This is a genomic window from uncultured Barnesiella sp. (genome assembly GCF_946496565.1).
Taxonomy (GTDB): domain Bacteria; phylum Bacteroidota; class Bacteroidia; order Bacteroidales; family Barnesiellaceae; genus Barnesiella; species Barnesiella merdigallinarum.
The window spans coordinates 1-14,171 of the sequence record NZ_CAMMHD010000019.1 but is presented as its reverse complement, the minus strand read 5'-3'; the positions used below and the strand labels follow the sequence as shown (position 1 = coordinate 14,171).

Annotated in this window: 13 protein-coding genes; 10 read left to right on the top strand and 3 right to left on the bottom strand. The window is 54.3% G+C overall.

All coding sequences use genetic code 11. The features are described from left to right. Positions 1-160 precede the first annotated feature (160 nt). The 3 genes from panC to Q1K76_RS10090 all read left to right on the top strand — a co-directional run bounded on the left by panC (position 161) and on the right by Q1K76_RS10090 (position 2,797). Positions 161-1,015, top strand: coding sequence for a pantoate--beta-alanine ligase (gene panC / locus Q1K76_RS10100; RefSeq protein ID WP_300133050.1), 855 nt, complete (start codon positions 161-163; stop codon positions 1,013-1,015). A 12-nt stretch (positions 1,016-1,027) separates the two neighbouring features. Further along, complete coding sequence (panD, locus tag Q1K76_RS10095) at positions 1,028-1,378, top strand: aspartate 1-decarboxylase (RefSeq protein ID WP_300133047.1); 351 nt, start codon at positions 1,028-1,030, stop codon at positions 1,376-1,378. 96 nt (positions 1,379-1,474) lie between these two features. After that, entirely contained in the window at positions 1,475-2,797 is a 1,323-nt protein-coding gene (locus Q1K76_RS10090; RefSeq protein ID WP_300133044.1) for an MATE family efflux transporter, read from the top strand. 56 nt (positions 2,798-2,853) lie between these two features. Here the strand turns inward: Q1K76_RS10090 and Q1K76_RS10085 are convergent, their stop codons facing one another. Further along, a complete protein-coding gene (locus tag Q1K76_RS10085) occupies positions 2,854-3,537 on the bottom strand; it encodes a hypothetical protein (protein ID WP_300133041.1) in 684 nt (227 codons plus the stop codon). A 285-nt stretch (positions 3,538-3,822) separates the two neighbouring features. On the opposite strand from Q1K76_RS10085, the gene ffh reads away from it, so the two are divergent. From ffh to Q1K76_RS10070, 3 genes are all read left to right on the top strand, one after another. After that, positions 3,823-5,145 (top strand): signal recognition particle protein, encoded by a 1,323-nt coding sequence (ffh, locus tag Q1K76_RS10080; RefSeq protein WP_087409618.1) that lies wholly within the window; start codon positions 3,823-3,825, stop codon positions 5,143-5,145. 116 nt (positions 5,146-5,261) lie between these two features. Then, positions 5,262-6,143 (top strand): bifunctional methylenetetrahydrofolate dehydrogenase/methenyltetrahydrofolate cyclohydrolase FolD, encoded by an 882-nt coding sequence (gene folD, locus Q1K76_RS10075; RefSeq protein WP_258327762.1) that lies wholly within the window; start codon positions 5,262-5,264, stop codon positions 6,141-6,143. A gap of 12 nt (positions 6,144-6,155) precedes the next feature. After that, a complete protein-coding gene (locus tag Q1K76_RS10070) occupies positions 6,156-7,238 on the top strand; it encodes a CapA family protein (RefSeq protein WP_300133036.1) in 1,083 nt (360 codons plus the stop codon). 160 nt (positions 7,239-7,398) lie between these two features. Here Q1K76_RS10070 and miaA read toward each other — a convergent pair whose 3' ends face one another. Both miaA and pepT read right to left on the bottom strand, forming a co-directional pair. After that, positions 7,399-8,298: a tRNA (adenosine(37)-N6)-dimethylallyltransferase MiaA gene (gene miaA, locus Q1K76_RS10065; protein ID WP_289541300.1), complete on the bottom strand. Its 900-nt coding sequence runs from the start codon at positions 8,296-8,298 to the stop codon at positions 7,399-7,401. An 88-nt stretch (positions 8,299-8,386) separates the two neighbouring features. Then, positions 8,387-9,607, bottom strand: coding sequence for a peptidase T (gene pepT / locus Q1K76_RS10060; RefSeq protein WP_087409621.1), 1,221 nt, complete (start codon positions 9,605-9,607; stop codon positions 8,387-8,389). A 121-nt stretch (positions 9,608-9,728) separates the two neighbouring features. Between pepT and Q1K76_RS10055 the strand changes: the two genes are divergently transcribed. The 4 genes from Q1K76_RS10055 to Q1K76_RS10040 form a co-directional block, all read left to right on the top strand. Next, complete coding sequence (locus Q1K76_RS10055; protein ID WP_300133034.1) at positions 9,729-10,583, top strand: DNA/RNA non-specific endonuclease; 855 nt, start codon at positions 9,729-9,731, stop codon at positions 10,581-10,583. A gap of 8 nt (positions 10,584-10,591) precedes the next feature. After that, the gene (gene mnmE / locus Q1K76_RS10050) at positions 10,592-11,998 is read left to right on the top strand and encodes a tRNA uridine-5-carboxymethylaminomethyl(34) synthesis GTPase MnmE (protein ID WP_300133131.1); all 1,407 of its coding nucleotides are present in this window, start codon (positions 10,592-10,594) and stop codon (positions 11,996-11,998) included. Between the two features lie 268 nt (positions 11,999-12,266). After that, on the top strand, positions 12,267-13,178 hold the full coding sequence (locus Q1K76_RS10045; RefSeq protein ID WP_117701813.1) for a helix-turn-helix domain-containing protein: 912 nt from the start codon (positions 12,267-12,269) through the stop codon (positions 13,176-13,178). A gap of 92 nt (positions 13,179-13,270) precedes the next feature. Then, on the top strand, positions 13,271-14,171 hold a 901-nt coding region (locus Q1K76_RS10040; RefSeq protein WP_300133029.1), incomplete at its 3' end, for a site-specific integrase.

Sequence of the window (14,171 nt, the reverse complement as noted above, 5' to 3'; positions counted from 1 at the left end):
GAAATATTAGAAGTATTAACAACAAAAAATCGTCAGACTTCTCATATTTTCCCCTCAACCCAAAATATTTAAGGCCACAATCCATAAAAAAGCTCTCTTTGATTTCGTCAATTGGGTTTTATTTGCTTCTTTTGCACGATTTTTTAACCAAAGTTCAATTATGAAAGTATTCACAACAATCGCCGAATTGCGCCAACAGCTCGATTCGGACAGGAATGCCGGTAAAACGATAGGACTTGTACCGACAATGGGCGCCTTGCACAACGGACATTTGCAACTGGTAAAGACCAGCGTCGCCAACAACGACGTGACGGTGGTGAGTATATTTGTCAACCCTACCCAATTCAACGATAAAAACGATTTGCGGCTCTACCCCCGCACGCTCGACAAGGATTGTCAGTTGCTCGAGTCGGTAGGCTGCACCTATGCCTTCGCCCCCTCGGTCGAGGAGATGTACCCGACCGAAGATACCCGTGTATTCAACCTGGGTCCCGTAGCCGAGGTGATGGAGGGCAAATATCGTCCGGGACACTTCAACGGCGTGGCCCAAATCGTGAGCAAACTTTTTGACATCGTGCGCCCCGACAATGCCTATTTCGGAGAAAAAGACTTCCAGCAGATTGCCGTCATCCGGGCCATGGCAGCCCAGTTGGGATACACCTTCAACATCGTGGCCGTGCCCATCGTGCGCGAGGCCGACGGCCTGGCTTTGAGCAGCCGCAACACCCGACTCACCGAGTCGCAACGAAGAAATGCCCCCAAAATAGCCGAGACTTTATTTAAAAGTCGTACCTTTGCAGCCGATCATTCGGTGAAAGAGACTATCGATAACGTGGTGGCCACCCTCAACGCCGTGCCCGAGATGCGCGTAGAATACTACGAGATTGTCGACGGAAACACGCTACAACCCATTGCCGACTGGAACGACTCGGACTATATCGTGGGTTGCATTACCGTATACAACGGCGAGGTGAGACTGATTGACAACATCGCATATCGACGTCCCCAACCATAACACGACAGAATCATGTTTATAGAGGTTGTAAAATCAAAAATTCACAGAGTAACCGTCACTCAGGCCGATTTGAATTACATCGGCAGCATCACCATCGACGAGGATTTGATGGATGCAGCAAACATTATCGCCAACGAAAAGGTCTCGATTGTAAACAATAACAACGGCGAACGGTTTGAAACCTATGTCATCAAGGGCGAACGAGGTTCGGGAGTCGTGTGCCTCAATGGCGCCGCAGCCCGCAAGGTGCAACCCGGCGACATCATCATCATCATGGCCTATGCACTGATGACTCCCGAGGAGGCCCGCGAGTTCACGCCGGCCGTCGTATTCCCCGACACCGCTACCAACAAACTGATATAACCGAATAACCTGCTTGCGAATGCCTGCCCGATTCGTCGAGTGGGCATTTTCGCTATATAACCCGACCAATACCAACCAAACGACCTGCCTTATCGTATGTACAGCCGCAAAGATATCTGGAGCATCGCACTCCCCATCTTAGTCAGTCTATTTGTTCAGAACCTCATCAACATCACCGACACCGCTTTCATGGGGCGCGTGGGACAGGTCGAGCTGGGAGCCTCGGCTCTGGCCGGTGTGCTCTATCTGGCCTTCTACATGGTCACCTTCGGCTTCAGCACCGGGGCCCAGATACTCATGGCCCGACGCAACGGCGAGGGGAAATATCAGGCACTGGGCCCCATCATGGGACAGGGCACCCTCTTTCTGGTCTTCTTCTCGATACTGCTCGTGGGGGCCTCGCTGGTGTGGACACCGCGACTGCTCGACCTGCTCATCTCATCGCCCGCCGTATGCAAGGCCGGCGAAGATTACATGGAGTACCGAATCTTCGGGCTGATATTCACCTCGATAGGGGTCATGTTCCGCGCCTTCTTCGTGGCCATCACCCGCACCCGCGTGCTCATGGTCAACGCCATCATCATGACCGTGGCCAACGTCGTGTTCAACTACATCTTTGTGTTCGGTAACTTCGGGGCTCCTCAGATGGGCATCGCCGGTGCCGCCCTGGGGTCGGTACTGGCCGAAGCCTCGGCAGCACTGCACTTCGTACTCTACACCTTCTTCTGCATCGACCGGGAGAAATACCAGCTCTCGCGGTTCGGATTCCAGGGCTTCGCACTCATCCGCGAGATACTCAACGTGTCGGTATGGAGCATGATTCTCTACTTCCTCACCATCGGCACCTGGTTTCTCTTCTTCGTAGCCGTGGAGCATCTGGGAGAACTGCCCCTGGCCATCTCGAACATCATACGCAGCACCTCTACCCTGCTGTTCATGCCTGTCAATGCCTTCGGCGCGACCGCCTGCACCCTCGTGAGCAACGCCATGGGCGCTCACCGTACCGACGATGTGATACCTATCGTCAAGCGCATCATCAAGATGTGCTACGCCATCGTGCTGCCCCTCATCGCCCTGCTTTGCATCGCTCCCCAATGGATACTGCTCATCTACACCAACGACAGCGCACTCATTGCCGACTGCACGGCTTCGGTCTACGTCATGTCGTCCTACTACCTGCTGGCTCTGCCGGGCAATGTGCTGTTCCAGGCCGTATCGGGCACGGGCGATACCCGCACCGCCTTCCTCATCGAGATGGTGACCATCGTCTTCTACACCCTGGCCATCTATGTGATTATCGTACGCAATCGCGTAGACATCTCGTTCTGCTGGACCGTCGAGTATATCTACTGGGGATTCAAACTGATGCTTTCGGCTCTCTTCTTCAAGAAGGCAAACTGGAGAAACAAGAAGATATAAGGGAACAAACAAATACAGCCGGAGCCGCCCCAACAGGTGGCTCCGGCTCTTTATTTCTACAAATCGTCGATGGCCGACTTTCGCACAGCCTGGCTATTCTCCTTATCCTGATAGACCAGTTGCGCAAAGCAGTAGAGCCTCTCTCGCTGTTCTATACTGAGAGTGATGTCACCCTCGTCCGTTGAAAACCGGGTGACATACTTGCAGCCACCGTTACTAACCGAATGCATGAAGTAGGTCTCGTCGCCAGTATTCCCCAAATAATCGGTAAACCGCTCGACACACGACACGGGCCGGCCATACTTCTCGATCAGCATCTCCTTCAAAGTCTTGTAGTCGCCATACAGATTTTTCCACTGGTCCTGAATGGGGAAACAGACGGTTATCCGGGAGACCAGGTCCTGATTGTCGAGCGTGGAGACATAGACCTCGCACTGCTTGAACCCGGCAAAGTCTCCCTCGAGACGATGAATCTCGTCTTGTCGCTCCGAAGTCACTTCGAAGCCTTTGCTCTGCATGCGCGAGAGGAATTGCGCCAGAGACCCGTCGATAGGTACTCCCTTGAATTTCAAGTGCGTACTTTGTTCCATGGCAACCGAGTCGGCCGTAGTATCGACCTCGACCGGCTCCAAAGCCTTATTCTTATTCTTGTCGTCGGGTTCGCTCTTCCACACACCGGCAATCCGAAGACACAGCAATACCAACACGACAACAAGGAGAAATGTGAAGAATTTTTTCATGATACAATCGATTAAAATCAAAGTTCTGTCGGCCTTTCCCACCCCAACTACCGGCAAGTGTTCCATGCAGAAGGATCGGAAGAGCTGTAAATCATTGACAATAATAGCAAATTTTTTCTAATTTTCGAGCCTGTCATACAAAATAATTGCATGCCTCGCGCGACTTTCGCAACGGGTCGAAGAGAAACGTATGTTATTCTTCGGTTTTTATTCGCATATTCCGCCGATTTTGAGTAATTTTGCACCGATTTATCCATCAGTGTAAAAATTTTTGTTTGAAAAACTATGTTCGAAAACCTGAGTGAAAGACTGGAACGGTCTTTTAAAATATTGAAAGGTGAAGGCAAAATCACCGAAATCAACGTGGCCGAGACGCTGAAAGATGTGCGCCGTGCGCTGCTCGATGCCGATGTCAACTACAAAGTGGCCAAGCAATTCACCGATACCGTAAAGGCGAAGGCGCTGGGACAGGATGTACTCACCGCCGTAAAGCCGGGGCAGTTGATGGTGAAGATCGTACACGACGAACTGGCTGCCCTGATGGGAGGCGAAACGGCCGACCTCAACCTGTCGCAAAATCCGTCGATTATCCTCATGTCGGGTTTGCAAGGTTCGGGTAAGACCACCTTCTCGGGCAAGCTGGCCAAGATGCTGAAATCGAAAAAGGCCAAACGCCCCTTGCTTGTGGCTTGCGACGTGTACCGTCCCGCCGCTATCGAGCAGTTGAAGGTGCTGGGCGAGCAGATTGACGTACCGGTCTATACCGAGCCCGACAGCAAGGATGCCGTGAGCATCGCCGCCAATGCCGTGAAATATGCCAAAGAAAACCACTTCGACCTGGTCATCGTCGATACCGCCGGCCGGTTGGCCATCGACGAGCAGATGATGAACGAAATCGAGGCCATCAAGAAGAAGATAAACCCCACCGAAATTCTGTTCGTGGTCGATGCCATGACCGGTCAGGATGCCGTCAACACCGCCAAGGAGTTCAACGACCGCCTCGACTTCAACGGCGTGGTTCTGACCAAACTCGACGGCGATACCCGCGGTGGTGCCGCCCTCTCTATCCGCACGGTAGTCGACAAGCCCATCAAGTTTATCGGTACCGGCGAGAAGCTCGAAGCCATCGACTACTTCCACCCCGCCCGTATGGCCGACCGTATCCTGGGCATGGGCGATATCGTTTCGCTGGTTGAGCGGGCTCAGGAGCAATACGACGAAGAGGAGGCCAAACGGCTGCAAAAGAAGATTGCCAAGAACCAGTTCGACTTCAACGACTTCCTCAGCCAGATACAGCAAATCAAGAAGATGGGTAACCTCAAAGACCTGGCCTCGATGATTCCGGGTGTGGGCAAAGCCATCAAGGATATGGACATCGACGACAACGCCTTCAAGAGCATCGAAGCCATCATCTACTCAATGACCCCCAAAGAGCGCAGCAACCCCGAGCTGCTCAACGGCAGCCGCCGCCAGCGCATCGCCGCCGGTAGCGGCACCTCCATCCAGGAGGTGAACCGACTCATCAAGCAGTTTGACCAGACGCGCAAGATGATGCGAATGGTTACCCAGAACAAGGGCGCCATGATGAAAGGATTCAGACGGAAATAAGAAAACATACATTATCAACCATGAAACTGCCGGATATACTCTCACTACAACGACCGATTGCCCCCTAGGCAAATAGAGAGTGTGTCCGGCAGTTTTTTATATAATCTCTAATGCTTATGCAACTAATCGACGGAAAAGCGGTGGCCGACCGCATCAAACAAGAAATCGCCCAGGAGGTTGCCGACATCTGCAATGCCGGCGGCAAACGTCCCCACTTGGCAGCCGTCCTGGTAGGACACGACGGCGGTAGTGAAACCTATGTAGCCCACAAGGTAAAAGCCTGCGAACAGTGCGGATTCAAATCGACACTCGTCCGCTACGAGAGCGACGTGACCGAAGAGGAGCTGCTGCGCAAGGTCGACGAACTGAACAACGACCCCGACATCGACGGGTTCATCGTGCAACTGCCTCTGCCCAAACACATCTCGGAACAGAAGGTAATCGAGGCCATCGACTACCGCAAGGATGTAGACGGCTTCCACCCCGTAAACGTGGGCCGCATGTCTATCGGCCTGCCCTGCTTCGTATCGGCTACCCCGGCCGGAATCATGGAGCTGCTGGCCCGCTACAACATCGAGACCAAGGGCAAACACTGCGTGGTGCTGGGCCGCAGCAACATCGTGGGTAAACCCGTGGCTACCCTGATGATGCAGAAGACCTACCCGGGCAACGCCACCGTAACCGTATGCCACAGCGCCACCCCCAATATCAAGGAGATATGCCGCACGGCCGACATCATCATCGCCGCCCTCGGTTCGCCCGAGTTTGTCACGGCCGATATGGTGAAAGAGGGTGCCGTCATCATCGACGTAGGGACCACCCGCGTACCCGACGCTACGAAAAAGTCGGGCTTCAAGCTCACCGGCGACGTGAAGTTCAGCGAGGTTGCACCACTCTGCTCCTACATCACCCCCGTCCCCGGCGGCGTAGGGCCCATGACCATCGTATCGCTCATGCGCAACACCCTGCTGGCCGGCAAGAAAGCCATTTACCAATAAGACCTTTGGGCCATGACAGGGCTTGTCACCTTTTTAGCACCGCTTTTGTTAGGGCAAACTCCGGTAGTTCCCGCTACCGAAGTTTCCCTGCTTTTTGCGGGCGATGCCATGCAGCACCAGGCCCAGATTGCCTCGGCCCGCACCGGCGAAGGTTATGACTACTCGGGCTGTTTCGAGCTGATTACCCCCGAGGTTTCGGCGGCCGATTATGCCGTGGTCAATCTCGAAGCCCCCACGGGAGGCACCCCCTACACGGGCTACCCCTGCTTCTCGGCCCCCGACGAGTTTCCCGCCGCCCTGCAACAGGCGGGTTTCGACCTCTTCCTCACCGCCAACAACCACTGCCTCGACCGCCAGTCGCGTGGAGCCCGGCGCACGCTGCAACGGCTCGACTCCCTCGGCGTCGACCACATAGGCACCTACGAGTCCGACCGTTCGCTCGAGCGTTTCCACCCCTTTGTCACCAACATCAAGGGCATACGCATCGCCTTCCTCAACTACACCTACGGCACCAACGGCTTCACCCCCAACCCACCCCTCATCGTCAACTACATAGACCGGGCACGCATCAAGCGCGACATCCACCGGGCCCGGGAGCTCCAGGCCGAACTGATTGTGGCCTGCCTGCACTGGGGCAACGAATACCAACTGCTGCCCAATGCCACACAAAAGGAGCTGGCCGACCTGCTGGTCGACGAGGGAGTGCAACTGGTCATCGGGGCCCACCCGCATGTGATTCAACCCATGGAGCTGCGCTGCGACAAGCAGGGCAATCCACAGGCGCTGGTCGTCTATTCGCTGGGCAACTTCATCTCCAACATGAAGACGCGCGACACCGTGGGCGGAGCCCTGGTAAAAGTGACCGTGGCCCGCGACCCGATAAACCGGGTGGTACTGAAGTCGGCCCAGTATACGCTGGTCTATACCCGCCGACCTGTCACAGCGGCCGACCCCTTCGTGGTCGTTCCGGCAGAACAGGAGGTGCAGGCTCACCCGCAACGCCCCCACCTGAAGGGTTTCCTGCAGAAGGCTCGCGAAATCTTCTCGCGCTACAATCGGGGAGTAAAGGAATATTTTATAAAGACACGAGACTGATCAAATACACGGGCGGGAAGTGCACATTCGACGCCCATAGACCCCGCATCAAGTACGGTGTGACAAACCGGTCATTCCACACTGCGACGCGGAATCCAGAAATATCCCGGACGGGATATATACACGTAAGGAAAAGCAAACAATCCCCCAAAAATCTTAACTACTTACACCCGTCGATATACTCGATAATCGCCTCCTTGTCGTCGGGCGAGAACCAGTGCATGTCGGGGTCTTTCTTGTACCAGGTCACCTGCTTTTTGGAGTAGACCCGGGTATTGCGTTTAATCTTCTCGATGGCCTGGTCGAGGGTCATCGTTCCGTCGAAACAGGCAAACAGCTCCTTATACCCCACGGTATTGAGCGAATTGAGGTGACGGAGGGGATAGACCCGACGGGCCTCGTCGAGCAGGCCGTCGGCCATCATCTGTTCGGTGCGGCGGGCAATGCGGTCGAACAGCTCTTCGCGCGGGCGGATAAGTCCGATTTTCACGATACGGAAGGGGCGCTGCTTCACCTGCCGGGTGCGCAGGTCGCTATATCGGCCGCCCGTCTGGCGGCAAATCTCAATAGCATGAATCACCCGCTTGTGGTTCTTCAAGTCAACCTCGCCGTAGTAGACCGGGTCGCGCTCGCGCAACTCCTCGCACAGAGCCTCGAGCCCCACGCGGTGGTAGTGCTCCAGCACCTCGCGGCGCACCTCGTCGGTTATGGTAGGAATCTCGTCTATTCCCTTGCACACGGCATCGATATACATCATGGAGCCCCCGGTGAGCAGCACATAAGCGTACTCTTGAAACAGCGTGTCGAGCAGGCGCAGCACCTCCTCCTCGTAGCACGAGGCGCTGTAATAGTCGGTCAAGGCCAGCTGCCCCACGAAATAGTGCTTGACCCGGGCCAGCTGCTCGGCCGTGGGAGCCGCCGTGCCGATGGGTATGTCGCGGTAGAACTGCCGGCTGTCGGCCGAGATGATAGGCGCACCGTAGTGCTCGGCCAGCTGCAGGCTGAGTTCGGTCTTTCCCACCCCCGTGGGACCGGTAAGTACAAGGAGGGTTCCTGCCATAAGATGAAGGATTGATATAAAAAGACCGACGAAACAGCCGGGCCTACCACTGGTACCTCATGCTGCTTCGTCGGGATAAAACGGTTTGTTACTTCTCGGCTGCCATGCGGGCGATTTGTACAATCACCTCAGTGGCTTTCTCCATCGACTGGATGGGCACGAACTCGTAGCGTCCGTGGAAGTTGAGGCCGCCGGCGAAGATGTTGGGGCAAGGCAGACCCTTGAACGACAACTGGGCACCGTCGGTACCGCCGCGCACCGGTTTCACCATGGGCACCACATCGACGGCACGCATGGCATCGGAGACGAGGTCGACAATGTGCATCACCGGCTCTACCTTCTCGCGCATGTTGTAGTATTGGTCGGAGATTTCGATGCTGGCACAACCGGGGAACTCGTTGTTGATTTTGCGGGTGAGGTGCTCAAGCTCCTTCTTGCGACGCTCGAAGCGGTCGCGGTCGTGGTCGCGAATGATATAGGTGAGCACCGTTTTCTCGACATTGCCCTCGAACGAAATGAGGTGATAGAACCCTTCGTAGCCTTCGGTATGCTCGGGCGTCTCCCAGCGGGGCAGCATGATGGCATACTGGTTGGCGATACGTATCGAGTTGATCATCTTGTGCTTGGCATAGCCCGGGTGTACGTTGCGGCCCTTGAAGGTAACGCGGGCTACGGCGGCGTTGAAGTTCTCATACTCCAGCTCGCCAATCTCGCCACCGTCCATCGTGTAGGCCCATTCGGCACCGAAAGCCTTCACGTCGAACTTGTGAGCCCCCTTGCCAATCTCCTCGTCGGGGTTGAAGGCCACCCGTATCTTGCCGTGCTTGATTTCGGGGTGGGCCAACAGGTACTCCATGGCCGTTACAATCTCGGCCACACCGGCCTTGTCGTCGGCACCGAGCAGTGTCTTGCCATCGGTCACAATCAGGTCTTGCCCTACGTAGTGCAGCAGTTCGGGAAACTCCGACGGCTTCAGCACCACATCCTCCTCGGCACACAGCACAATATCGGCACCGCCGTAGTTCTTGACAATGCGGGGCGACACGTGGCGGCCCGACATATCGGGGCTCGTATCGAGGTGGGCGATAAAGCCGATTACCGGCACCTTCTTGTCGGTGTTGGCAGGCAACGTGGCCATCAGATAGCCGTTATCGTCGAGGGTCACCTCGGTAAGGCCTATCTGCTTCAGCTCTTCGGCCAAAGCCTGGGCAAAGACCATCTGCCCCGGCGTACTGGGAGTCATATTGGTAAGCTCGTCCGACTGGGTATCGAAACTTACATAGTGGAGAAAACGATCTACTAAATTCATCGTATATGTTTTTTATTGGTTTTTCTTTCCGGTTCACGGTCCGATGGATTCGTCCAACAGACGAACAAAGGTAAAAATTTTTTTTCGTACATTTGCACTACCGCATTCAAAAGTAGAGCATATGGCCAAAAAGAAAAAAAAGAGGAAAAAATCGTCGTCGAGCCAGGGGAGCAGCCTCAAGTCGCTGCTACTGCTGCTACTCATTGCCGGCGGTCTGTGGTACCTCATCCAGCACGCCGACTCGTCGTCGGTCATCTCGGAGGTCACCCGCTCAGACCGGGCCCACATCGAGAAGGCCGAACTGGCCTGCACCCCGGCCGGCCGCCCCTCGCAGATACTCTACCGCACGGGATATACCACCTCGTACAACCGGCAATGGAAGCTGCCCAACTGGGTGAGCTATGAACTGCTGCGCAACGAAACGCAGGGCGAGGTATCGCGCAGCGACCGATTTGTGAGCGACCCCGACGTGAAGGGTACCCCGGCCGACACCCGCGACTACACCCGCAGCGGATATGACCGGGGCCACATGGCGCCCGCCGGCGACATGAAGTGGAGCGAACAGGCCATGGACGAGTCGTTTCTGCTCTCGAACATCTGCCCCCAGGCCCCAGGATTGAACCGCGGCCGCTGGAAAGAGCTGGAAGAGCTCGTGCGCGAATGGGCCCAGCGCGACAGTGCCCTGCTCGTGGCCTGCGGACCCATCGTGAGTGACTCGCCACGCACCATCGGGCACAACCGCATAGCCGTGCCCGACCGCTACTTCAAGGTCGTGGCCGCCCCCTATGTCGACCCGCCGCGAGGCATCGCCTTCCTCTTCGACAACAGCGACGAACAGCCCCGCATGCGTGCCCTGGCCGTGACCATCAACAGCGTGGAAAAATTAACCGGGATAGATTTCTTCTACAATCTGCCCGACAGCATAGAAACCCCGATAGAAAGCAAGTTATGGATCGAAACATGGAACCTGAACTGAATACCCCCCTGCCCCAAGATACCATTTGTGCCGTCTCTACCGCTCCCGGCCGAGGCGGCATCGCCGTCGTTCGCGTGAGCGGCCCCGAGGCCGTCGCCATCACCGACCGCATATTCCGCGCCCCCACCGGCAAACCGCTGGCCGAGGCCCGGCCCAATACCGCCCACTACGGCACCATCGCCGACGAGGCGGGCCACACCCTCGACGACGTCATCGCCACCCTCTTCGTCGCCCCCCACTCCTTCACCGGCGAAGATACCGTCGAAATCTCGTGCCACGGCTCCATCTACATACAACAGCAAATCGTGGCCCTGCTGCTGCGCCAGGGCTGCCGGCTGGCCACTCCCGGCGAGTTCACCCGCCGCGCCTTCACCAACGGCAAGCTCGACCTGTCGCAAGCCGAAGCCGTGGCCGACCTCATCGCCTCCACCTCGGCCGCCTCGCACCGCCTGGCCATCCAGCAGATGCGTGGCGGATTCAGCCGCGAGCTCGCCCGCTTGCGCGAGCAACTGCTCACCTTCGTATCGCTCGTCGAACTCGAACTCGACTTCAGCGAAGAGGAGGTAGAGTTTGCCGACCGCCAGAAACTCACCGACCTGGCCCGCGAAATCGAGCGCGTCATCAAGCGCCTCTCCGACTCGTTCAGCCTCGGCAACGCCATCAAAAACGGTGTCCCCACCGCCATCATCGGCGAGACCAACGCCGGCAAATCGACCCTGCTCAACCGCCTCGTCAAGGAAGACCGCGCCCTCGTCTCCGACATCCACGGCACCACCCGCGACGTCATCGAAGACACCGTCGTGCTGCAAGGCATCACCTTCCGCTTCATCGACACCGCCGGCATCCGCGAGACCCACGACACCATCGAGAGCATGGGCATCGAGCGCACCTTCCAGAAACTCGACCAGGCCACCATCGTCATCTGGCTCATCGACGCCACCCACGCCCCGCAAGAGATCGAGGAGCTCTCCCGGAAGATACTCCCTCGCTGCCGCGGCAAGCACCTCATCATCGCCTTCAATAAAGTCGACAAAATCGACGACACCACCCGGCAGCAACTCACCCGACTGTACGAGCGCCTCACCCGCGAGATGACCGACACCGCGATGATATTCCTCTCGGCGTCGCACAACCAGAACATCGACGCCCTCGAGTCTATGCTGGTCGATACCGTCAACCTGCCCCAGGCCGGCGAGAACGACGTAATCGTCACCAACGCCCGCCACTACGAGGCACTCATGCACGCCCACGACGCCATACAGCGCACCCTCGACGGCCTGCAAACCGGCCTCTCGGGCGACTTCCTCGCCCAAGACATCCGCGAATGCATGCACTATCTGGGCGAAATCACCGGCCAAATCTCGACCGACGAAATCCTCGGTACCATCTTCTCCAAATTCTGCATCGGTAAATAAATATTTGATTATCAAATAGTTAAATCGATTACAATCGATTAGTATGGCGCTCTTTATGGGCGCCTTTTTTGTTGCTCAAGTATCGTTGATAATCGTTGCTAAGCCTTTTTACGCCATTTTTTGTACCTCCTGTGTACCTCACCACGAAATCCGAGGATTATCGTTGGCAAGGTCGTGGAGAATGTTGACTATGGTTGACAATAGTTTACGATGGTTGACAAAAAACAGGAGAAATGAAGGAGAATTAACCCCTAAATATTAAGTAAAAATGGCAACTAGTAACTTTAGAATTAAAAAGATTTGTGAGTGGTGCGGTAAAGAATTCAAGGCTCAGAAAGTTTCTACAAGGTTCTGTTCACACAGGTGTGCAAATTTTGCCTATAAACGGGCCATACGCAAAAAACGAGTGCAGACAACAGAGACACAAACTCAAGTTCAGAAAACTGAACGCATCATTGAAGACATTAAGGAGAAGGAATATCTTTCCTTTTCAGAAACAGGACGTCTGTTAGGTTTATCTCGCCAGGCTATCTATACCATGGTAAAGGCAGGTCATCTTAAAGCGTCTAAAATTAGCAGTAGGCTTTCATTTATCAGGAGGACTGATATTGATGCTATGCTTCAAAATAAGCCTTATCAATATCGAATGCCCAAAGATACAATCCCTATCACAGACTTCTATACCACCAATGAGATTAAAGAGAAATTCGGTGTCAAAGATTCCTGGATATTTCATATAGCTAAAGAGCATAATATACCCCGGACATTTAACCGTGGGAAAACCTATTGGAGCAAAAAGCATATTGATGACTACTTTGCAAAGAAAGCTCCCGATCCTGAAATCAAGGAATGGTACAGCACGCAAGACATGCAGGAGAAGTTCGGCATGACACTAACAGCAATTTATTCTTTTGTATCAAAGAATGCCATTCCCAAAAAGAAAGTCGGCATCATGGTGTACTACTCCAAGAAGCATGTGGACATTGCCAAAGGTCTCATAGCTCCCGAAGAACCAAAATACTACACTATTGCCGAAGCGATGGAGCGATTCAATCTGACACGGGACCAGCTCTACCATTATGTGAAATACCATAATATCCCCCGTATCAAGGTCGGTAAATATACCAAGATCCTGCGGGTAGAGCTGGACAAGTTCTTTGAGCCTCCAAAGATAGAATGAGCCGAAAGTTATTTTCCGGTGATAAATACCACCATTAGAACACCTATTTTATTTGCAACAAAAACAAGTATTAATCAAAAAACAATATAGCTATGACACTTACATGCACCAACGTAACTTTGAGACAAAAGCCATTGCGTAACGATCGCATATCTCTTTATCTGGATTATTATCCGGCCATTCGCAATCCTTATACGATGAAGATGAGTCGCCGGGAATTTCTCGGCATCTATATCTATGCCAAGCCCAAGAACGAGCAACAAAGAATGTTCAATCAGGATATGCTGAACAAGGCAGAGGCAATCCGCTGTATCCGTGTCCAGTCGCTTATCAATGAAGAATTCGGGTTCCTGGACAAGAACAAGCAAAAGGTAGATTTCCTCGCCTATTTCCGGACAAAGGCACGAGAAAAGTATGAGAAATGGGATTGCGTTTATAACCACTTCGAGAAATTTGTCGGTGGCAAATGCACCTTTGGCGATGTCACCGTGGAACTGTGCGAGAAGTTCAGGGATTACCTGCTCAAATGCAAACAGATCAATCATCCCAATGCCTATATCTCACGCAATTCGGCAGCCGGCTATTATTCTACATTCCGAGCACTATTGAAAATAGCCTATAAAGAAAAGATGTTGCGTGAGAACTTGAACGACTTTTTGGAAAAGATTGAATGGAAAGAGGTCAAAAAAGAGTATCTGACACTTGATGAAGTCAAGAAACTGGCAGCTACGCCATGCAAGATTCCAGTCTTGAAACAGGCCTCCCTATTCGCTTGCATGACCGGCCTCCGTATCAGTGATATTCTGAAGCTGGATTGGCGTGACTTTGAAGTTGGGCCGGACCAAGGCTACTACATCCGTATCTGCACCGAAAAGACAGAAACCGAGGCCACCCTTCCCATCAGTCAGGAAGCACTGGAGTTGTGTGGCGAATGGGGTACCGGAAAAGTCTTCAAAGGCTTAACCCGCTCCATGACCCATCATCCCTTGAAAC